Origin of the sequence: Streptomyces iakyrus, from assembly GCF_000717055.1 — a bacterium.
GTDB classification, from domain to species: Bacteria; Actinomycetota; Actinomycetes; order Streptomycetales; family Streptomycetaceae; genus Streptomyces; species Streptomyces iakyrus.
Genome location: NZ_JNXI01000002.1, coordinates 221,767 through 240,400 on the forward strand (window position 1 = coordinate 221,767; position 18,634 = coordinate 240,400).

Consider the following 18,634-nt stretch of genomic DNA (forward strand, 5'->3'; position numbering starts at 1 on the left):
CATGGCCGTCACCGAAGCACCCCCCGTCGCCCGTCCGCAGGCGGCCGCGTCCCGGACGGGTGCGGCCGCGGTGACGGCCGGGCTCGTCCTCCTGGTCGCGGCCCTCGCGGTCGTCGACATCACCCAGGGCACGGCCTCCGTCGGGCCGGGCCAGGTCTTCAAGGCCCTGACCGGGCAGGCCGATCCGGGCGACGCGTCCGTCGTGATCGCCTCCCGGCTGCCGCGGATGACCGCCGGCATCCTGGTCGGCGTCGTCCTCGGCATCGCGGGCGCGGTCCTCCAGGCCGTCAGCCGCAATGTGCTCGCCTCGCCCGACACCCTCGCCGTGAACGCCGGTTCGTACCTGGCCCTCGGGCTGGTCGGCGCGACCGGCGTCTCGCTGCCCCTGCTCGCCTCCTCCGGCGTGGCCTTCGCGGGCGGTCTTGCGGCGGCCGCCGTCGTCCTCGCGCTGTCCGGCCCCGGCACGGGCACCGTGCGGCTGGTCCTCGCCGGCACCGCGCTCGCGCTGGGCCTGAACTCCGTCACCGAGGGGCTGCTCCTGCTGTTCCCGCAGCAGACGGAGGGCCTGTACCAGTGGAACCAGGGCAGCATCGGCCAGAACGGCTTCGACGGCGTCCTGCAGATGCTGCCCATCGCCCTGATCGGGCTCATCGGGCTGCTGCTGGTCGCCCGCCGGGTCGACGCGCTCGCCCTCGGGGACGACGCGGCGCGCGGTCTCGGCGTCCCCGTGCGGGCCACCCGGGTCACGGTGGTGGTCCTGGCCGCGCTGCTGTCCGCCGCGGCCGTCACGCTCGCCGGTCCCATCGGCTTCGTCGGCCTGTGCGCCCCCGCGCTGGTCCGTCCGCTCGCCCGGCGGTTCCGGGGGTTCGTCCGGGCCCGGGCGGTCCTGCCGGTCGCCGGTCTGGCCGGTGCGGCGCTGGTGCTCGGGTCGGACGTGCTGCTGCGGGCCCTCATCCCCGCGGACACGGCGGTCGCCGTCCCGACGGGCATCGTGACCAGCCTGGTCGGTGCCGTCTTCCTGGTGGTGACGGCCCTGCGCCTCAAGGACTCCGCGGGGGCCGACGCGCCGGACCGGCTGCGCATCCCGAGCCGGACGGCGTTCCTCGTCACCGTGGCCGCACTCGGCGCGGCGGTCGTCGGCGTCACGGTGGCCGGGGTTCTGCTGGGCGACAGCAAACTCCTGCTCGGTGATGTCGCCAACTGGATGCAGGGGCGCGCCGGGCAGACCGTCTCCTTCGTCCTGGACACCCGCGTGCCGCGGGTGCTCGCGGCGCTGTGCGCGGGCGCCGCGCTCGCCCTGGCCGGCACGCTGGTGCAGGCCGTGACCCGCAACCCCCTGGCGGAGCCCGGCGTACTGGGCGTCTCCGGCGGTGCCGCGCTGGGGGCCGTCCTGCTCGTCACCACCGTGCCCGCGGCCGGTTCCTGGGGCGTCGCCGGTGCGGCCTTCGGGGGTGCGGCGCTGGCCTCGGCCATCGTCTTCGGCCTTTCCGCCCGGGGCGGTTACCGGCAGAACAGGCTGGTCCTCGTCGGCATCGGCATGGCCGCCGGTTCCACGGCCCTGATCAGCCTGCTCATCGTGCTCACCGACCCGTTCAACGCCGTCAAGGCGCTGACCTGGCTGTCCGGTTCGACGTACGGGCGGACCATGCCGGACGTGCTGCCCGTCGCGCTGGTGCTGGCGCTGGGCCTGGCCGTAGCGGTCGCCCGCCGCACCGAGCTCGATCTCGTCTCCCTGGACGAGGACACCCCGCGGCTGCTCGGCCTCGGACTGCCGCGGGCCAGGCTGGGTTTCCTGGTGGTGGGCGTGCTGCTCGCGGCGACCGCCGTCGCCTCGGCCGGCACGATCGGCTTCGTCGGCCTGGTGGCTCCGCACGCGGCCCGTGCCCTGGCCGGCCGGCGGCATGTCCGGGTCGTACCCGTCGCCGTCCTGCTCGGCGCCGCGCTGGTCTGCACAGCCGATCTGATCGGCCGCACCGTCATCGCCCCCGCCCAGCTGGGCGCCGGACTGATGACGGCGGTGATCGGCACGCCGTACTTCCTGCACCTGCTGGTCCGCGGCCGGAAAGCAGCATGACGCCCGAAAGGGGCATCAATAGTTAAAGTGCTCCGAAAGTGCCTGTTGTATGGCTGTACACACAACGGGAGCGAGGGAGCATGGCCAAGGACATCACGGACCCGGGCCCGCCCCCGGAGGCGAGCCTGAAGCCCAATGCGATCGGGTTCCTCGACGCCCTGGTCATCGGGCTCAACGCGACCTCCCCCGCGTACTCCGTGGCGGCGGTCATCGGGCCGATCGTGGCGCTGGTGGGCATCTACGCCCCCGGCGTGATGCTCGCGTCGTTCGTGCCCATGCTGCTGATCGCGTCGGCTTTCTACTACCTCAACAAGGTCGACCAGGACTGCGGCACGACGTTCTCCTGGGTCACCCGGGCCATGGGACCGTGGGCGGGCTGGCTGGGCGGCTGGGCCATCGCCATGACGGGTGTCCTCGTCGTCGGGTCGCTCGCGGACGTCGCCGTGACGTTCTTCCTGCTCGCCGTGGGCCTGGACGGCTGGGCCGACAACGACGCGGTGCGCCAGGTGCTGACGGTGCTGCTCATCCTGGTGATGACGGCCGTCTGTGTGATCGGCACCGAGATCTCGGCCAAGGTTCAGAACGTCCTGATCCTGGCCCAGGTCGCCTGCCTGCTCGCCTTCGCCGTGGTGGCGCTCTACCGCGTCTACGCCGACACCGGCACCCTCGACGCCGTCGATCCGGAGTTCGGCTGGCTCGACCCGTTCGGAGCCGGCGGGGCGTCACTGACCGCGTCCCTGCTGCTGGGTGTATTCATCTACTGGGGGTGGGAGTCGGCGGTCAACCTCACCGAGGAGGTCGAGAACTCGGCCACCGCCCCCGGCAGGGCGGCCGTCTGGTCGACCGTGCTGCTGCTGGTGACCTACCTCGCGGTCGCCTTCGCGGTCGTGGCCTACGCGGGGACGGACTTCCTCGCCGAGAACGCGGCGGAGGAGGAGTTCATCTTCGCCCTGCTCGCCGAGGAGGCCATGGGCGACTGGGACTGGGTCGTGCTGCTCGCCGTCTCGACGTCGGCGCTCGCCTCCACGCAGACCACGATCATCCCGGCGTCGCGCACGGGTCTGTCCATGGCACGCCGGCACGCGCTGCCCGCGCGCTTCGGCCGCATCCACCCGCGGTTCCGCACCCCCGACGTGAGCACCTGGTGGGTCGCGGGCATCGCCATCGCCTGGTACCTCGTCCTGTACCACGTCAGCGAGAACGCCCTCTTCGACTCCCTCACCGCCCTGTCCCTGCTGATCGCCTTCTACTACGCGCTCACGGGCCTGGCCTGCGCGGTCTACTACCGCCGCCAGCTGACCCGCAGCGCCCGCAACTTCTTCCTGATCGGCCTCGGACCGCTGATCGGCGCGGGGCTGCTGGCATGGCTGCTGGTGGAATCCGTGGCGGACATGTCCGACCCCGAGAACTCCTACAGCGGCGTCTCGTGGTTCGGGCTCGGTCCGCCGCTCGTCATCGGCATCGGCATCGTGGTGACGGGCGTCGTCCTCATGGTCGTGTGGCGGCTGCTGGCGCCCGCCTTCTGGTCGGAACACCCGAGCGTGGTCGACCCGGATCTCGTCGACGGCAAGGAGTCCTGAACATGTCGGTGGTCCTCGGCTACGACGAGTCCCCGGGCGCCCTGAGCGCGCTGCGCGTCGCCATCGAGGTGGCGACCGCGTACGACGAACCCCTGGTGATCGTCCACGGCGTCGCCGCCCCGGGCGTCACGGGCGAGGAGTACGCCGCTCATCACGAGGCCGTCCGCGAGGCCGGCAGCACCGCGCTCTCCCACGCCGTCCGGGTGGCCGACGAGGCCGGTGTGCGGACCTCCGTCGAACTCATCGACGAGCGGCCCGCGCAGGCGCTGATCGAGGCGGCGGCCCGGCACGGCGCCAGGGTCATCGTGGTGGGCACGTGGGGCGAGAGCCCGGTGCGGGGCGCGCTGCTGGGCTCCACACCGCACAAGCTGCTGCACCTGTCGACCGTGCCCGTGCTGTGCGTGCCGGCCCGGTCATGAGCCGCCCGGGCGGCGTCGCCCGGACGGCTTGAACACGTACAGGCCGAGGATGTCGGGCAGCGGCGCGACGCCGGGGCCGCCCTCGCGCACCCAGGAGACGACGTCCTCGGTGGCGGCCGGGTCGTTGACCAGTCCGAGCCACACCGGCCGGGCTCCGGCGGCCCGGCCCGCCGCCGACGGCTGGACCACGACGACGTTGGCCTGGTCGCACACGTCGAGGCAGCCGGAGACCCGCACCGGTGCCGCCTCGCGAAGGCGTTCGGTCTGGGCGGCGTGATCGACGCCTCTGATCTTGCGGGTGCCGCAGCAGCAGTCCCGGCAGACGACGATGCGGCAGGGGACCCCTGCGTCCGGCGTCGCGGACATGCCGCCCCCTCCTTCTCTGCGTCTGGCGATGATCATGTCATGCGGGCACCGGGCCCGGTGGTTCAGGTCCCTTCCCTGAGCGGGTTGGGCAGGGGCCGGTAGCGGGCGTCGGCGCCGTCCGCGCCCGTCCATCGCAGCAGCAGGTTGGTCTTCGCGGGGAGGGTCGGAGAGCTGAGCAGGGCGTGGATCTCCGGTAGGTCGTGGCGGGCCAGTTCGCGGCGGGCGGCGGGCCAGGGGTCGAACCCGGGGTGGCCTTCGGCGAGGGCGCCGGCGATCTCCATGAGGTGGTTGACGACCAGGCAGTACACGAGCCGCTCCCAGCCGGCCTCCCGCGACACGTCCGGCAGCAGTTTCACGCCCTCGGCGTCCCGGTACAGCGCCTGCACCGGCAGGCCGTCGCCGTCCACGGCGACCAGGGTGTTCTGGAGGTGGGCCTCGATGACGACGCCGTGCTCGCCGAACGCCGTCAGCGCTGGGGGGACGACCTGCGCCAGGTAAGCCGCCCACCACGCAGCGGGATCGGGGGTCCGGTCGAGCGGGCTGCCGTCGAAGCCCTCGGCCAGGCCGGCGGCGAGCAGGGGGGTCGCGCCGGGCAGGAGGCGGTCGCCGAAGCCGTCGCGCACGAGGACGGCGAGGGCCTCGAAGGCGAAGTCGGCGGTGCGGTACCCGCGGTCGCCGAGCCAGGCCGGGGGCCCGTCGAACGTCGCGAAGGCGGCGCACACGGCCGCGTCCGTCCTGCGCAGGGCGAGCAGGTCGTGGCGCCACAGCCGGCGGATGTCGTTGGTGATGCGCACGTCCAGGCTGAACTTGAGGAAGAGGTCGGGCCCGGGCGCGTAGAGCGTGCGGATCGCGGCCGTGGGCCAGGTGTCGAAGGCGGTCGCGCCGAGCCGGATCAGCCTGCCGTCGGCGAAGGCGTCGGCGAGTTCCCCGCTCGCCAGGTCCAGCTGCCAGGGGTGGGCCGGGAGCAGGCGGTAGCCGGGCGGAGCCGTGCCGAGGGCGTCGAGGGCGGTGGTGTCGCCCTCCTCGACGACGGTGTCCTCGCGCAGCCCGAGCAGGGCCATCGGGAAGCGGGCGTACGCCTCGGGCGCGTACGGCAGCCAGCCGGCGGCGGGGCCGCCCCCGCGCGCCTTGGGGGCGGGGTGGTGGGTGTGGCCCGTGAGGAGGGACTGCTCGGAACGCAGGTAGAGATCGCCGGGCGGGGTGGCCCGGGCCCGGGCGGCGAGCAGGGCGGCCACGGCGTCCCGGCTGTCGAGCATCTCGGCGGGCAGTTCGCGGTTGGGCAGACCGGTGTGCCGGCGCAGCTCCTCGGCGACGACTTTGACCAGCTCGGTGTGGCCGAGGCGGTGCCAGGCGCCCGCGGACTCGACCTCCGGTTCGGCGGGCCGCCGCGTTCCGCGCACCCGCAGCAGGCGGTCCCCGCCGGGCAGCCGGTGGACGCGACGGTCGCCCTCCCGGCGCACCGGCCGGGCCACCTCCCGCAGCAGGCAGTTCAGCAGGGGCACGGCGGCATATGCGTCGGCGAGGGCACCGGTGGCCGGGTCGTCACCGTGGGCCGAGTCGTCGTCGGCGGGCGGGGGCATGAGGTCCACGCGTTCCACTCGTCCCTACGGTCCTTCCAGCGTTCCGGGCGGAGATGATCAGTATGTCGGTCGTCGCCATTCCGCCGTGACGCCCCTATGCGTACCCGAGGAGCCCGCCCGTGCACCGTCCCCCCTCCGCCGAGACCGAGGTCGCCGGCGAGCTGTCCGCCGTACGGCCCGGGCTGCTGCCGCGGTACGAGGCCGAACTGCCCGGCGCCCGGGCGGCCGTGCTGTCCCGCCTGTGGCGCGGTCTCGCCCACGATCCGCTGCCCTGGGTCACCCGCGGCGAGCTGGACGGGGACGGTCTGACGCTGTTCCTGTCCGACGGCCGCCGGCTGCACGGCCCCCGGCCGGATCCGTACGCCACCGGCGCGTACGTCGCCGCCGTACGGCTCGACGGGACGGATTACGCGGATCCGGCGCGGCTGATGACCGGCCTCGCCGTACCGCACTCCGCCTCCTTCGCCGCCGAACTCGGGCACAGCGTCGCCTCGTTGGCGCTGTCGAGGGCGGGGCAGGAGGGTGCGGACCGGGACGACTGGCCGGAGAGCGACTGGGCGTGGGAGCAGCGGATCGCGGACGGGCACCCCTTCCATCCGACGTGCCGGTCCCGGCCCGGCTTCTCGGTGGCCGAGCAGCTGGCCTACGGGCCGGAGCACCGGCCGGTCGTGGAGCTCGGCATGGTGCCGGTGCGGGCCGAGGAGTGCCTGGTCACGGGCGTGTGGCCACGGGAGCTGCGGGACGGGGAGCGGGTGGTGCTGCCGGTGCACCCGTGGCAGTCGGCGCATGTGCTGAAGCGGGTGTGCGAGGAGCGGCGCCCCGCGCATCCGCTGATGTCCCTGCGGACGCTGGCCCTGCCGGGCGGGCCGCATGTGAAGACCTCGCTGAGCGCCCGGCTGACGTCCTCGGTGCGGGACATCTCCCTGCCCTCGGTGGCCGCGTCGGCGGTGCTGTCGGATTTCGCCGTGCCTTTGGCGGCGCGCACGGACGGCCTGCTGCACGTCACCCGGACCCTGGGCGCGGCGGCGGCCGGCTCCCCCGACTTCGCGGCCGTCCTGCGGGAGTCGCCGCAGACGTATGCGGGCAGCGGTGAGCGGGTGCTGCCGGTGGCGGCGCTCGCCACCACCGGCCTGCCCGAGTCCCCCGCCTGGCTGGCCGGTTTCACCCGGCTGGCGCTGAGTGTCGGACTGCGGCTGCTCGAAATGGGCGTGGCCCTGGAGGCGCACGGCCAGAACCTCCTCGTGGTCCTGTCGCCGGCGGGCGATCCGCTGCGGCTGGTCTACCGCGACCTGGCCGACATCCGCGTCAGTCCGGCCCGCCTCGCCCGGCACGGCATCACGGTGCCCGAGCTGCCCGCCCGGATGGTCACGGACGACGAACGCGCGCTGCGCCGCAAGCTGTTCGGCTCGCTCGTGGCGGGCGCGCTGGCCGGCACGGCCGGGTCGGGCCCGGCGCTCGGAGCGGCGCTGGAGACGGCCGTACGGGACCTGCCGCGCACCGCGGACCTCGCGGCCCTGTGTGCGGATCCGCTGCCCACGAAGGCGCTGACCCTGATGCGGCTCTCGCCGCGGACACCCGGGGACCAGTGGGCGGAACTGCCCAATCCCCTTCGGTGAGACCCGCTGTGGAAGCGGATCCGGATGATCAATAGGATCCGGCGATGATCACAAGAACACGGCTGGCGGCAGGGGTCTGTGCCCTGCTCGCCGCGCTGACGGCCGGGCTCGCCTTCCCGGCCGGAGCGGCCGCCGGCGAACCCACGGGCCAGGACGCCCCCAAGGTCGACCTCGTCCTCGATGTGAGCGGCTCGATGCGGGCGCGGGACATCGACGGCCAGTCGCGGATGGCCGCCGCGAAGCAGGCGTTCGACGAGGTGCTCGACGCGACGCCCGAGGAGGTCGAGCTCGGCATCCGCACCCTGGGCGCGAACTACCCGGGGGACGACCGGAAGACGGGCTGCAAGGACACCGCGCGGCTGTACCCCGTCGGCCCGCTCGACCGCACCGAGGCCAAGACGGCCGTCGCCACCCTCACCCCGACGGGCTGGACGCCGATCGGCCCGGCCCTGCTGAAGGCGGCCGGCGACCTGGACGGCGGCGACGGCTCCAAGCGCATCGTGCTGATCAGCGACGGCGAGGACACCTGCGCCCCGCTCGACCCGTGCGAGGTGGCCCGCGAGATAGCGGCCAAGGGCATCGGACTGACCATCGACACCCTGGGCCTGGTGCCCACCGCCAAGCTGAGCAGGCAGCTGAGCTGCATCGCCGAGGCCACCGGCGGCACGTACACCTCGGTCGAGCACCAGGACGAACTGACCGGCCGCGTCAACCAGTTGGTGGACCGGGCGGCCGACCCGGTGGTGACGCCGGTGCCGGCCGAGGGCGCCGACCGGTGCGCCGGGGCGCCGACGCTGAAGCCGGGCCTGTACAGCGACCGCGAGGAGTTCGGACAGCAGCGCTTCTACCGGGTGGACGTACGGCCGGGGCAGGAGCTGCGCGCCTCGGTGAGCGTCGCGGCGGACCGGGCCGTGAACCCCGGCTACGGCGTGCTGCTGCGGGCGGTGACGTCCAAGGGCCGCGAGATCGTGCGCGGCGAGGCGGCGGGTACCGGCCGTACGGACGTGATCTCGACGGGCCTGCGCCATCCGAAGGCGGAGAGCGACGACGAGGACGCCCCCGCCGAGGCGGTCTGCCTCGCCGTCTCGCACTCCTTCTCGGCGGCCCCCGGCGTGAAGACCACGCCCGGTCTGCCGCTGGAGCTGACGGTGGACGTCGTGGACGCCCCGAGCCCGGCGGGCGACGTGGCCGCCTTCGGCCTCGGCCGCGGCTGGTGGCTGCTCGGTGTGCTGGTCCTCACCGGCTTCCTCGCCGGTCTCGTCTGGGGCTGGCTGTCGCGCTGGCGGGTCGCGGTCTGGAGGACCAACTGATGCGAGTGGTACGAGCGTTGAGCGCGGCGTTGCTGACCCTCGGCCTGGCGGCCGCGCCGGCGGCGGCCGACGCCTCGCCGAGTCCGTCGCGGGACGGCACGGCGGCCCCGACACGGGCCGGTACGTCGTTCCGCACGGCGGCGGAGATCGAGCAGGGACAGCCGGCCACGGCGAGCGGTTCCACGGGTGACTACCTGTACTGGTCGTTCCCCGCCGACACCGGGCAGCGGCCCACGGTCGAGGCGACGGTGAAGCTCCCGGAGAGCCACGCCTCCCAGACCTGGCAGATCGACGTCTACGACGGTCTGCGCCGCCGCCAGGCCTGCCAGTACGGGGCGCAGACACGCACCGCGGCGGCGGACGCCTCCTCCGTGGAGCTGGCCTGCGTGCTGCGCACGGTCCGCGCCTGGTCGGAGCCGTGGGCGAACGATCCGCTGCCCGGCACCTACTACGTCCGGCTGACGGCCACCGGCGTCGCCACCGCCGACCTCGGTCTCCCGGTCGGCAGCGACGTGCGGGTCGGCTCCCGGGACATCGGCGGCTCCGCGGCGGTGGACGGCTCGCTCGCCGAGCCGCTGGTGCCGGGCATCGCCACGAAGCCCGGGGAGGAGCGGGAGGACGCGGCGGTACTGGCCGGTCTCGAACCCGAGGACGGCTGGGCGTCCGGCCGGTGGTCGGACCGGTGGGTGTGGACCGCGGTCGGCGGGATCCTCGCCGCGCTGGCCGGGGTCGGCGGGTACGCGCTGACGCGCGGGACGGGACGGCCGTCCCGGGTGCCGTCCGCCTGACGATTCCGATCCCGCTGATGGTCACGCAGAAGGCCCGCCGACCGCGGGCCTTCTGTCATGTCTCGCGCAGCGCCTTGGCGAGCGCCCCCTCGCCGCTCACCTCGACCCGCCCCGCGCGCACGGCGTGGGAGAGGCTCAGCTCACCGCGGGCGATGGCCGTGCACGTGGCCGTGTCCAGGGCCAGCCGGGCGTCCGGCTCCCCGGGCGCGGGTCCGTCGCCGTACACGGGCCCCTCCCCGGCACCGGCGTGCAGATGGAACAGGCCTTCCTCCAGGCTGACTTCGACGAGCCCGTCCCCGTCCAGCAGGCGCAGCAGGGGCAGGGCGAACCAGTGCGCCCGGACCGCGTCCGTCGGCCGGCGTTCCCCGAGCCCGGAGCGCCCCCACTCCCCCAGCGCCTGCAACACCGGCAGCAACTCCCGCCCACGGGGGGTCAGTTCGTACACGAAGGCCGCACCGGGCGGCGGCAGCCGGCGCCGGGTCGACAGGCCGTCGCGTTCCATGTCCTTCAGCCGCGAGGCGAGTACGTCGGTGCTGACCCCGGGCAGGTCCGCGTGCAGGTCGGTGTAGCGGCGGGGACCGGCGAGGAGCTCCCGGACGATCAGCAGGGTCCAGCGGTCGCCGACGACATCGAGCGCACGGGCGGCGGAGCAGTACTGGTCGTAGCTTCGGCGAGGTGGCATGCGACGCAGTCTAGACAAGTTGTTGGACTTTCCAAGCGTGTACTTGGTAAAACCAAGCGACACAGTTCGGCAGAGGAGAAGCGGCGCATGGAGTTCCGGCAGTCGAGCAAGCTCAGCGAGGTCTGTTACGAGATCCGCGGCCCGGTCATCGAGCACGCCAACGCCCTGGAGGAGGCGGGCCACAGCGTGCTGCGCCTGAACACCGGCAATCCGGCGCTCTTCGGGTTCGAGGCTCCCGAGGAGATCCTCCAGGACATGATCCGGATGCTGCCGCAGGCCCACGGCTACACCGACTCGCGCGGCATCCTCTCGGCCCGCCGCGCGGTCGCCCAGCGTTACCAGACCCTCGGCCTGGAGGTCGGCGTCGACGACGTCTTCCTCGGCAACGGCGTCTCCGAACTGGTGTCGATGGCCGTCCAGGCGCTCATCGAGGACGGCGACGAGATCCTGATCCCCGCCCCGGACTTCCCCCTCTGGACGGCGGTGACCACCCTCGCGGGCGGCAAGGCGGTCCACTACCTGTGCGATGAGCAGGCCGACTGGTACCCCGACCTCGACGACATGGCGTCGAAGATCACCGACCGGACGAAGGCGGTCGTGATCATCAACCCGAACAACCCCACCGGCGCGGTCTACCCCAAGGAGATCGTCGAGGGCATCCTGGGCCTGGCCCGGCGGCACGGCCTGATGGTCTTCGCCGACGAGATCTACGACCAGATCCTCTACGACGACGCCGTGCACCACTCGGCCGCCGCCCTCGCCCCCGACCTGGTGGTCCTCACCTTTTGCGGCTTGTCCAAGACCTACCGCGTGGCCGGCTTCCGCTCCGGCTGGCTGGTGGTCACGGGACCGCGGCAGCACGCCAGGGACTACCTTGAGGGCCTCACCATGCTGGCCTCCATGCGGCTGTGCGCCAACGCGCCCGCTCAGTACGCCATCCAGGCCGCGCTCGGCGGCCGGCAGTCCATCCGCGAGCTGACCACCCCGGGCGGCCGCCTGCGGGAGCAGCGGGACGTGGCCTGGGAGAAGCTGAACGAGATCCCCGGCGTGACGTGCGTGAAGCCCAAGGGCGCGCTGTACGCGTTCCCGCGTCTCGACCCGAAGGTGCACAAGATCCACGACGACGAGAAGTTCGTCCTCGACCTGCTGCTGCGGGAGAAGATCCAGGTCGTCCAGGGCACCGGCTTCAACTGGCCGGCCCCTGATCACTTCCGCATCCTGACCCTGCCGCAGGCGGACGACCTGGAGGCGGCGATCGGCCGGATCGGCCGGTTCCTCGGCGGGTACCGCCAGTAGGCGCCGGGCCATTCCGGGAGCGTGCGGGACGGCCGGAAACGGGTCTTTGAGCCGGATGGAGGCCGAGCGCAGGGCGTGAGCGCCACGCAGAGGGGAACGTCGTCTTCGGTTCTTCCCCCCAGGCGAGAGCGGAGACGATCAATGGCCACCACGCAGGGTGAGTCCCGGGCCGGCACCGCACGACCGGCGGACCTACGGCTGCCGGGCATCGTGCTCGGGGTGGGGATGGGCGGATTCGCCGACGGCATCCTGCTGCACCAGTTGCTCCAGTGGCACCACATGCTCTCCAGCACCAACCAGGACCGCATCGGGGTGAAGTACTACGACCCCCACACCGTCTCCGGTCTGGAGATGAACACCCTGTGGGACGGCGTCTTCCACACCGTGTGCTGGCTGGCGGTCCTGCTCGGGCTGGCCGTGCTGTACGCGCGGGTCACCCACGACCGGCGGCGGGTGTGGACCTCCCGGGTGCTGTGGGGCTGGATGCTGGTCGGCTGGGGCCTGTTCAACCTCGTGGAGGGCGTCCTGGACCACCACGTCCTCGGCATCCACCACGTCTACGCCGGGGAGGGCCAGGTCTGGTGGGACATCGGCTTCCTCGTCCTGGGCGCCCTGCTGGTCGCCGGCGGCCACCTGCTCCAGCGCGGCGGCCGGTTCTTCGACCCCGGTGCGCCCGCCGCGGGCCGCCGTGCGGGCCGGCAGGGCTGATGGAGCACCACCACCCGCCCGGGCACGGGCAGGACGCGACCGGCGGCGCCCTGGACTGGCTGCCGCCCGCGCTCGTGCTGCTCGCCGCCGCCGGTGCCTACCTCCTGCTCGTCCGCCGGGCGCGCCACCGCAATCCGGTCCTCGGCTGGAGCCGGTGGCGGACCGGTTTCTTCCTCGCCGGGATCCTCCTGCTCGGTGTCGCGCTGCTGCCGCCCGTGGCCCCCTTCGCCCACGGGGACTTCCGCGGGCACATGGCCCAGCACCTCCTCATCGGCATGTACGCGCCGCTCGCCCTGGTCCTGGCCGCCCCCGTCACGCTCCTGCTGCGCACCCTGTCCGCGTCCCGTGGCCGACGGCTGACCGCGGTGCTGCACAGCCCGCCCGCCCGCGTGATCTCCCACCCGGCGGTCGCGCTGGTCCTCTCCACGGGCAGCCTCGTGGCGCTGTACTTCACCCCGCTGTACAACGCGACCACGGCCGGCCCGGCCGCGCACTGGCTGCTGCACGCGCACTTCCTGCTCTCCGGATGCCTGTTCGCCCACGCCATCGCCGGCCCCGACCCGGCCCCCGCCAGGCCGGGTGTCCGGGCCAGGCTGGTCTGCCTCGGCGTCGCGATCGCGGCGCACGCCGTGATCTCCCAGTTGATCTATGCCGGCTTCCGGGTCCACATCCACGCGCCGGTCGACCAGGTGCAGGGCGGCGCGGAGATCATGTACTACGGCGGTGACCTGGCCGAGCTGCTGCTGGCCGCCGCGCTGGTCGCCACGTGGCGGCCCGAGCCCCGGCGCGCGGCGAGCCGTGGTGGGTGGCGGGGAGTCGTCCCGGCCCGGAATGTCAGTGGCGGGTCGTAGCCTTCGAGCAGGTGGGGCGAGATGCCCCGAAACGGCCCGCGGCCGGAGAGGAGCACGCCGTGACCCGACCGCCGACCGCCGCGCAGCGGCGTGTCATCGACGCCGCCGACCCGGTGACCGGGCGGCTCCGGGGCACGGAGCCGCAGCTGACGGCACTGGTGAAGCGGGGGCTGGCCTTCCGGCACCCGCGGCCGCCGCACGACCACTTCCTGACGCCCGAGGGGCACCGGGTGCGGCAGGGCATCACGCCGGTGCCCGAGCCCGCCGGGCCCGGGGAGGCCCCCGCGTCGACGGGCGTGTTCGCGGCGCGCGTCGGCGGTGAGGAAGCCGCTGCGGATGCCGGGCCCGCCCGGCGCCGTGAGGTGCACAGCGCCTGGCAGGGGCTGCTGGAGCTGCGCCGGATGACGAACCCCGGCGGGGCCACGGACCGGCCGTGCGGCTGGGAGCGTACGCATCTGGTGCGGGCCGCCGCGCTGGCCCTGGAGGCGGCCGGGCACGCTCCGGCGGGGCGGGAGGGCGGGGGCTACCGCGTGCGGGAGACGCCGCAGCCGGAGGCCGTCGCCGTGCACGAGCCGGACGGCGCGGCGCTCCGGGCCTGCGCGGCCACCCTGGAAGGGGCAGGCTGGCAGGTGAGCGAGCACGGTGAGCCGCGCACCGGGAACCGGTATCTGCTGGCTTCACCGCGCCGGGCGTGATGGGCATGCCAAGATCGGTGGATCGTTGCGCAGTGCACGAGAACCCGAAGGGGAAGCCGTGAGCGAGCCGTTTTCCGTCCCTGTGACCGTCCGCGGATACGAGACGGACGTCCAAGGACACCTCAACCAGGCGGTCTACCTGAACTACGCGGAGCACGCCCGCTGGTCGCTGCTCCATGCCGCCGGGATCAGCCAGTCCGCCCTCATCGGAAGCGGCGTGGGCCCGGTTGCCCTGGAGACGACCATCCGCTACAAACGCGAACTGCTCGCGGGCGACGAGGTCGAGGTGACCTGCGCCTTCGAGTGGGGTGGCGGCAAGACGTTCCGGATCGAGCAGAGCGTCGTGAAGGCGGACGGCTCGGTGGCCGCGGAGATCACGGCGGTCGGGGGGATCCTGGACCTGGAGAAACGCAAGCTGGTCGCCGATCCCGCCGAGGTCTTCAGGAAGCTGGCGTCGGACCCGGGGCTGTTCGGGCTCTCGTAGGGCGGAGGGCCGGGCCCCGGCGGGCGGTCGCCCGGCGCGGGCCGGTCAGCGCACGCCGCGTTCCTCCAGAGCCACCCTCAGGCTGCGCAGGGCGTAGTAGACGCGGGACTTCACGGTGCCCTGGGGGACGCCCAGCGCGGTGGCCGCCTGGTGCGTGGTGCGGTCGGCGAAGAAGGTGGCCTCCAGGGCCTCGCGGTGAGCCGGCGTCAGGGCGCCGAGGGCGTCGTGCAGGACGATGGACGACAGCATGCGTTCGATGTCGTCGGCGTCGCTGCCCAGTTCGGTCAGCCAGTCGGCGCCGCCTATCTCCTGCGGGCGGGCCGCCTTCGTCCGGTGTGCGTCGATCACGAGGTTGCGGGCGATGCGGAACATCCAGGGGCGTACGGCCATGCCCTCGGCGTCGGCGAGCGTCTGCTTGTTCCAGCAGCGCAGCAGCGTCTCCTGGAGGATGTCCTCCGTGCGGTGGGTGTCCCCGCCCAGCATGCGCAGCACGTACGAGTAGAGGGCCGGGCCGTGCTCCAGGTAGAGGTTCCTCAGCGCCCGTTCCTCGGGCGACACGGCGCTCGCGGACCCGATCACCGTCACGTTCATGATGTGCTCCTGCTCCTTGGGGCGGCCCGCCCAGCCGTGGCGGCTGGAACCCGGGCCTCCGGTGGAACGGAGTGTGGTCAGGAGCGTTCCACGCTCGTTTGACGCTCGGTCCACGGCTCGTACATCGCCCGCCCGGTCACACGCGAGCCGACAGAGACTCCACCTGGGCGCGCACCCGGCGGGCCAGCCGTTCGTCGGCCGGCGCGAGGCGGCCATCGCCGCGCAACCGCTGCCACATGTGCAGCAGTTCGCCGCCGTGGATGACCGCCGCCCTGCCGTCCTCCAACCGCTGCCAGGCGGCCGCCGCCCGTGCGATCGCCGCTGGGGCCCCCGGGTCACCGGCACCGCACAGGATGCGCGCCACCGAGAGAGCCAGCACGGTCGCCTCCCTGTGGTCCCCGCGCAGGTGTGCCAGGTACGCCTCCATGGCCCGTGCCTCCAGCGCGTCCGGGTGCTCCGTGCCCGTCGAGCGCGTCAGTGCCTCGCGCAGGGCGGTCACCTCGGCGGACGCCTCCTCGATGCGGTCGGCGGCCGTCAGCGCGTTGATGTGCGCCACCCGGTCCGCGAGTTCCGGCGCGAGGGGGCGGGACGGCCGCGGAGGCGGGACCGCTGCGGGAGGGGCCGTCGCCGCAGCCCGGGCCCGGGCGACCGCCGCGGCGACGGCAGAGACGGGAGCGGGGGCGGCGACGGGAGCCGGCGGCGGTTCGGGGGTGCGGCCCGCCGCGTCCGTCCGCTCCGCCGGGTCGAGGAGGCGGCTGGAGCCGTCGGGTGCCACCTGAAGCACGAAGTGAGCCCCTGCGGGGCCGTCGTTCACCGTGGCCTCGACCGCGGCGCCGCGCTCCTGCGCGTGGCGTTGCAGACGGTCCAGCACGGCCTCGTGCACCGAACCGCCCTTTTCGACGACCAGGAGTTCGCCGTTGATCTCGGCGAGTCCCTCGCCCGGGATGCGTACCGCGAAGTGGGGCATGGCTGCGAGTCCTCCTGATGCTCACGTGCCGGAAGCGGCGGACGCGGACGGGGAAGCCGTGGGCACCGGGTCCGTTCCCGGGGTGACGCCCGGGGTGACTCCGGGGGTGGCACCGGGTGGCGGGGCGGCCACACCCGCGTACTTGGCGAACTGGGCCCGGACGGCGAGGACGTAGCCCTGTGCCTCGTTCGTCTGCGGCACCCCCTTGGCCGCGCGCACGGTGTCCATCCCCACGTGGTAGCCGGCCAGCGCGAGGTCAAGGACGCTGCCGGTGGCCTCGTTCGCGTCGATCATCCGCTGCGCCTGAGCGGCCAGATCGCACAGATGACGGCCCTGCGCCATGATCGAGTCCTCGGCGTCGAACGCCGAGGTCTCGTCGTTGTCGTCGTCGTCCTCGCCGTACTTCTCGAAGACCGCGGGCGGCAGCTGGGAGATGCCCTCCTCGCCGTTCTCGCCGACCAGTTCCCGGTTGAAGCCGGACTCCCGCTCGATCTGCGAGGCGATGACGACCGGGCCGATCGCCCCGCACAGGTCACCGGCCTCCTCGATCGGGTCCACGAGATCCTCCGGCACCGTCGAGGTGTCCAGCTCGCCGCCGCCGTCGCCGTTGAAGACGGCGATCACCTCGTCCGCGTCGTCCGCACCGGCGGAACCGTCTCCGCCTCCGCCCGAGAACAGCAGGATCAGCGCGATGAGCGGCGCCAGCAGCACCCCGAACCCGCCGATGATGATGATCACGACCAGGGTGCCGAGCAGCGCGAGCGGCGACAGCAGGCAGCCGCAGCCGGTGCCGGCGGCGATGGTGTTCCGGACGGCGGTAGAGGTCCCGCCCTCCCCGCTTTCTCCCGTGCCCGCGCTCATGTGGGCCCGCCTTCTTCCTCTTGCCTTGAACCGCGACGGCTGGACGGCCCGTTGTGCTGTCGACGGGCTCGGGAGATCGAAACGGGTCCGGGAGCAATTCAGTTCAAACCCGTGGACATCAGATGATTCAGCACACCGAACCACGAGCGGAGAAGGAGGGCTGACCGCACATGAGCACTCCTGAGACGACGTCGTCGAACCCGCAGTCATGGGTCCGGGGGCCGAAGCCCGGACGGCCGGCGGCCCCCGGTGGCGGTACCTCCGGCACGGGCGCACCGCAGAGCGCGGAACAGGGTCCGGCCCTCTCGGCGGGTCGTGCCCGCACGACACCTCCGAACGCCGCGCGGACGCCGGGGCCGGGCCCTGTGCCCGGCCCTGACCCCTTGCCGGCGCCGGGCACGGTGCCGTGGTCGGGCACAGAGCCCGGGCCGGACATGAGGCCGGCGCGGGGCACAGGGCCGGGGCCAGGCACGACGCGGGGGCCGGGCACGACACCGGGGCCGGGCAGGACCCCGAGGCCGGAGCCGAGGCCGAGGCCGGGCACGACACCGGGGCCGGGGCCGGCCACCCGAGAGGGCTCTGCCGTCTCCGCCCTCCGGACCCCGCCCCCTGCCCCCGGTGACGGCGAGGCTCCCTGGGACGAGCCGGTGCGGCGCACCCCGGTGCGCGGGAGGTCAGGGGAGGAGATCGGGTGGGTCAAGGCCCACGGCGGGGCCGGCGCCACCTCGCTCGCCGAGGCGCTCGGCGGGGTCGACGTGGGTGCGCGCTGGCCGGACCCCGCCCGGGGCGAGCCGCGCCGGATCATGCTGGTCGGGCGGACGAGTATGCGCGGACTGGGCGCCGTGTCCCGGGCGTTGGCCGCGCTGAGGGACGGCAGGGCCCCGCAGGGGGTCGACCTGCTGGGTGTCGTCCTCGTCGCCGACGCCCCCGGCAGGCTCCCGCTCGGCCTGCTGCGCCGCGTCCGCGTCGTCCGCTCGGTCGCGCGCGTGCAGCGCGTGCCGTGGATCCCGGCCTGGCGCGTGGGCGGTCAGCCCGCGCGTCTGCCCCGGCAACTCGGCGTGCTCGCCGGCCTGGTCGGCGCCGACGGTGAAGGAACCGAAGCATGACCTCACCCCTCACGGGCCTCGCCCTGCCCTTCGGCGGGCGGCTCGCCGCCTACAACCCGACCCCCGACGCGGGCGCCATCCTCGGGGTCCTCGCCTGGTGCGCCTCGGCCGCGGGCGTCGCCGGCCTGCTCATCGTCGGCATGCAGATGGCGATCCAGCTACGACGCGGCGAACCGGGCGAGGGCGGCACGTACTTCCGCGGCTTCTTCTTCGTCACCCTCGCCTGTCTGCTCGCCACGACGGCCGGCCCCATCGTCGCGTTCCTCGGTGACCTGTCCCTTCACTGAGGGACAGGCGCCTGCATGACACCACCCCTCTCACCCGCTTCCCGCGCCCGCCGCGGCGCCGACCACCCGGAGATGCCATGTCCCTGCTCCACGAAGCCACCAACCTGCTCGCCGCCGGTGTGCCCCAGCCGCAGAGCAACGCCCCCGGCGAACTCACCAGCAAGGTCAACACCGTGCTCGGCATAGCCGCCTGGGCGGGCACCGCCGCCGGCGTCGCCGGGGTGCTGATCACCGGCACGATGATGGCCATCTCGCTCAAGCGCGGTGAGAGCTCCGAGCACATGAGCCGTCTGGGCATGGTGCTCGGCGGCTGCGTCCTGGTCGCCACGGCGGGTCCGCTGGTCGGCTTCGTCTTCAACTGAGCGCGACGACG

General features: G+C 73.7%; 20 protein-coding genes. 14 read left to right on the top strand and 6 right to left on the bottom strand.

The window, feature by feature from the left end; translation table 11 throughout:
• Position 1: 1 nt before the first annotated feature.
• The 3 genes from OO68_RS03550 (at position 2) to OO68_RS03560 (ending at position 4,073) form a co-directional block, all read left to right on the top strand.
• Entirely contained in the window at positions 2 to 2,074 is a 2,073-nt protein-coding gene (locus OO68_RS03550) for an iron ABC transporter permease (RefSeq protein ID WP_033306603.1), read from the top strand.
• Positions 2,075 to 2,154: 80 nt separating this feature from the next.
• Positions 2,155 to 3,654: an APC family permease gene (locus tag OO68_RS03555; protein WP_033306604.1), complete on the top strand. Its 1,500-nt coding sequence runs from the start codon at positions 2,155 to 2,157 to the stop codon at positions 3,652 to 3,654.
• Between the two features lie 2 nt (positions 3,655 to 3,656).
• The gene (locus tag OO68_RS03560; RefSeq protein WP_033306605.1) at positions 3,657 to 4,073 is read left to right on the top strand and encodes a universal stress protein; all 417 of its coding nucleotides are present in this window, start codon (positions 3,657 to 3,659) and stop codon (positions 4,071 to 4,073) included.
• Here the strand turns inward: OO68_RS03560 and OO68_RS03565 are convergent.
• Positions 4,068 to 4,439, bottom strand: a complete 372-nt coding sequence (locus OO68_RS03565; protein WP_051814377.1) for a hypothetical protein — start codon at positions 4,437 to 4,439, stop codon at positions 4,068 to 4,070. The genes OO68_RS03560 and OO68_RS03565 overlap by 6 nt on opposite strands.
• Before the next feature lie 62 nt (positions 4,440 to 4,501).
• Entirely contained in the window at positions 4,502 to 6,037 is a 1,536-nt protein-coding gene (locus OO68_RS03570) for an IucA/IucC family protein (protein ID WP_033306606.1), read from the bottom strand.
• A gap of 101 nt (positions 6,038 to 6,138) precedes the next feature.
• On the opposite strand from OO68_RS03570, the gene OO68_RS03575 reads away from it, so the two are divergent.
• From OO68_RS03575 to OO68_RS03585, 3 genes are read left to right on the top strand one after another with little or no spacing between them, the layout of a single operon-like run.
• Positions 6,139 to 7,635, top strand: a complete 1,497-nt coding sequence (locus OO68_RS03575) for an IucA/IucC family protein (protein WP_033306607.1) — start codon at positions 6,139 to 6,141, stop codon at positions 7,633 to 7,635.
• 44 nt (positions 7,636 to 7,679) lie between these two features.
• On the top strand, positions 7,680 to 8,945 hold the full coding sequence (locus OO68_RS03580) for a VWA domain-containing protein (protein ID WP_033306608.1): 1,266 nt from the start codon (positions 7,680 to 7,682) through the stop codon (positions 8,943 to 8,945).
• Positions 8,945 to 9,733, top strand: a complete 789-nt coding sequence (locus tag OO68_RS03585) for a hypothetical protein (RefSeq protein WP_033306609.1) — start codon at positions 8,945 to 8,947, stop codon at positions 9,731 to 9,733. The genes OO68_RS03580 and OO68_RS03585 overlap by 1 nt, the downstream gene beginning before the upstream one ends.
• 55 nt (positions 9,734 to 9,788) lie before the next feature.
• Here the strand turns inward: OO68_RS03585 and OO68_RS03590 are convergent, their stop codons facing one another.
• Positions 9,789 to 10,415: a winged helix-turn-helix transcriptional regulator gene (locus tag OO68_RS03590; protein WP_033306610.1), complete on the bottom strand. Its 627-nt coding sequence runs from the start codon at positions 10,413 to 10,415 to the stop codon at positions 9,789 to 9,791.
• Between the two features lie 87 nt (positions 10,416 to 10,502).
• Here OO68_RS03590 and OO68_RS03595 point away from each other — a divergent pair, with 87 nt between their 5' ends.
• From OO68_RS03595 to OO68_RS03615, 5 genes are all read left to right on the top strand, one after another.
• Complete coding sequence (locus OO68_RS03595; protein WP_033306611.1) at positions 10,503 to 11,711, top strand: pyridoxal phosphate-dependent aminotransferase; 1,209 nt, start codon at positions 10,503 to 10,505, stop codon at positions 11,709 to 11,711.
• A gap of 141 nt (positions 11,712 to 11,852) precedes the next feature.
• Positions 11,853 to 12,419: a DUF2243 domain-containing protein gene (locus OO68_RS03600; RefSeq protein ID WP_033306612.1), complete on the top strand. Its 567-nt coding sequence runs from the start codon at positions 11,853 to 11,855 to the stop codon at positions 12,417 to 12,419.
• Positions 12,419 to 13,270 (top strand): cytochrome c oxidase assembly protein, encoded by an 852-nt coding sequence (locus OO68_RS03605; RefSeq protein ID WP_033306613.1) that lies wholly within the window; start codon positions 12,419 to 12,421, stop codon positions 13,268 to 13,270. Before OO68_RS03600 ends, OO68_RS03605 begins: the two co-directional genes overlap by 1 nt.
• Before the next feature lie 59 nt (positions 13,271 to 13,329).
• Positions 13,330 to 13,965: a hypothetical protein gene (locus OO68_RS03610; protein WP_033306614.1), complete on the top strand. Its 636-nt coding sequence runs from the start codon at positions 13,330 to 13,332 to the stop codon at positions 13,963 to 13,965.
• Positions 13,966 to 14,023: 58 nt separating this feature from the next.
• Positions 14,024 to 14,449, top strand: a complete 426-nt coding sequence (locus OO68_RS03615) for an acyl-CoA thioesterase (RefSeq protein WP_033306615.1) — start codon at positions 14,024 to 14,026, stop codon at positions 14,447 to 14,449.
• Between the two features lie 45 nt (positions 14,450 to 14,494).
• Here the strand turns inward: OO68_RS03615 and OO68_RS03620 are convergent, their stop codons facing one another.
• The 3 genes from OO68_RS03620 to OO68_RS03630 all read right to left on the bottom strand — a co-directional run bounded on the left by OO68_RS03620 (position 14,495) and on the right by OO68_RS03630 (position 16,868).
• The gene (locus tag OO68_RS03620; protein WP_033306616.1) at positions 14,495 to 15,040 is read right to left on the bottom strand and encodes a sigma-70 family RNA polymerase sigma factor; all 546 of its coding nucleotides are present in this window, start codon (positions 15,038 to 15,040) and stop codon (positions 14,495 to 14,497) included.
• Between the two features lie 136 nt (positions 15,041 to 15,176).
• Positions 15,177 to 16,007, bottom strand: a complete 831-nt coding sequence (locus OO68_RS03625; protein WP_033306617.1) for a hypothetical protein — start codon at positions 16,005 to 16,007, stop codon at positions 15,177 to 15,179.
• 21 nt (positions 16,008 to 16,028) lie between these two features.
• Positions 16,029 to 16,868, bottom strand: coding sequence for a lytic transglycosylase domain-containing protein (locus tag OO68_RS03630; protein ID WP_051814379.1), 840 nt, complete (start codon positions 16,866 to 16,868; stop codon positions 16,029 to 16,031).
• Positions 16,869 to 17,515: 647 nt separating this feature from the next.
• Here OO68_RS03630 and OO68_RS03635 point away from each other — a divergent pair.
• The 3 genes from OO68_RS03635 (at position 17,516) to OO68_RS03645 (ending at position 18,623) form a co-directional block, all read left to right on the top strand.
• Positions 17,516 to 17,974, top strand: coding sequence for a DUF6668 family protein (locus OO68_RS03635; RefSeq protein ID WP_033306618.1), 459 nt, complete (start codon positions 17,516 to 17,518; stop codon positions 17,972 to 17,974).
• A complete protein-coding gene (locus tag OO68_RS03640; protein ID WP_033306619.1) occupies positions 17,971 to 18,261 on the top strand; it encodes a hypothetical protein in 291 nt (96 codons plus the stop codon). The genes OO68_RS03635 and OO68_RS03640 overlap by 4 nt, the downstream gene beginning before the upstream one ends.
• Positions 18,262 to 18,338: 77 nt before the next feature.
• Positions 18,339 to 18,623 carry a hypothetical protein gene (locus OO68_RS03645; RefSeq protein WP_033306620.1) on the top strand — a complete coding sequence of 95 codons (285 nt, stop codon included), beginning with the start codon at positions 18,339 to 18,341 and terminating at the stop codon, positions 18,621 to 18,623.
• The last annotated feature ends 11 nt before the right edge of the window (positions 18,624 to 18,634 follow it).

Bases quoted from the DNA above. Each gene is read 5' to 3' on its own strand.
- OO68_RS03585 (WP_033306609.1), top strand. From the start codon at position 8,945: ATGCGAGTGGTACGAGCGTTGAGCGCGGCGTTGCTGACCCTCGGCCTG.
- OO68_RS03605 (WP_033306613.1), top strand. From the start codon at position 12,419: ATGGAGCACCACCACCCGCCCGGGCACGGGCAGGACGCGACCGGCGGC.
- OO68_RS03550 (WP_033306603.1), top strand. From the start codon at position 2: ATGGCCGTCACCGAAGCACCCCCCGTCGCCCGTCCGCAGGCGGCCGCG.
- OO68_RS03625 (WP_033306617.1), bottom strand. From the start codon at position 16,007: ATGCCCCACTTCGCGGTACGCATCCCGGGCGAGGGACTCGCCGAGATC.
- OO68_RS03640 (WP_033306619.1), top strand. From the start codon at position 17,971: ATGACCTCACCCCTCACGGGCCTCGCCCTGCCCTTCGGCGGGCGGCTC.
- OO68_RS03600 (WP_033306612.1), top strand. From the start codon at position 11,853: ATGGCCACCACGCAGGGTGAGTCCCGGGCCGGCACCGCACGACCGGCG.
- OO68_RS03580 (WP_033306608.1), top strand. From the start codon at position 7,680: ATGATCACAAGAACACGGCTGGCGGCAGGGGTCTGTGCCCTGCTCGCC.
- OO68_RS03560 (WP_033306605.1), top strand. From the start codon at position 3,657: ATGTCGGTGGTCCTCGGCTACGACGAGTCCCCGGGCGCCCTGAGCGCG.
- OO68_RS03630 (WP_051814379.1), bottom strand. From the start codon at position 16,868: ATGAGCGCGGGCACGGGAGAAAGCGGGGAGGGCGGGACCTCTACCGCC.
- OO68_RS03555 (WP_033306604.1), top strand. From the start codon at position 2,155: ATGGCCAAGGACATCACGGACCCGGGCCCGCCCCCGGAGGCGAGCCTG.
- OO68_RS03595 (WP_033306611.1), top strand. From the start codon at position 10,503: ATGGAGTTCCGGCAGTCGAGCAAGCTCAGCGAGGTCTGTTACGAGATC.
- OO68_RS03620 (WP_033306616.1), bottom strand. From the start codon at position 15,040: ATGAACGTGACGGTGATCGGGTCCGCGAGCGCCGTGTCGCCCGAGGAA.
- OO68_RS03645 (WP_033306620.1), top strand. From the start codon at position 18,339: ATGTCCCTGCTCCACGAAGCCACCAACCTGCTCGCCGCCGGTGTGCCC.
- OO68_RS03565 (WP_051814377.1), bottom strand. From the start codon at position 4,439: ATGTCCGCGACGCCGGACGCAGGGGTCCCCTGCCGCATCGTCGTCTGC.
- OO68_RS03590 (WP_033306610.1), bottom strand. From the start codon at position 10,415: ATGCCACCTCGCCGAAGCTACGACCAGTACTGCTCCGCCGCCCGTGCG.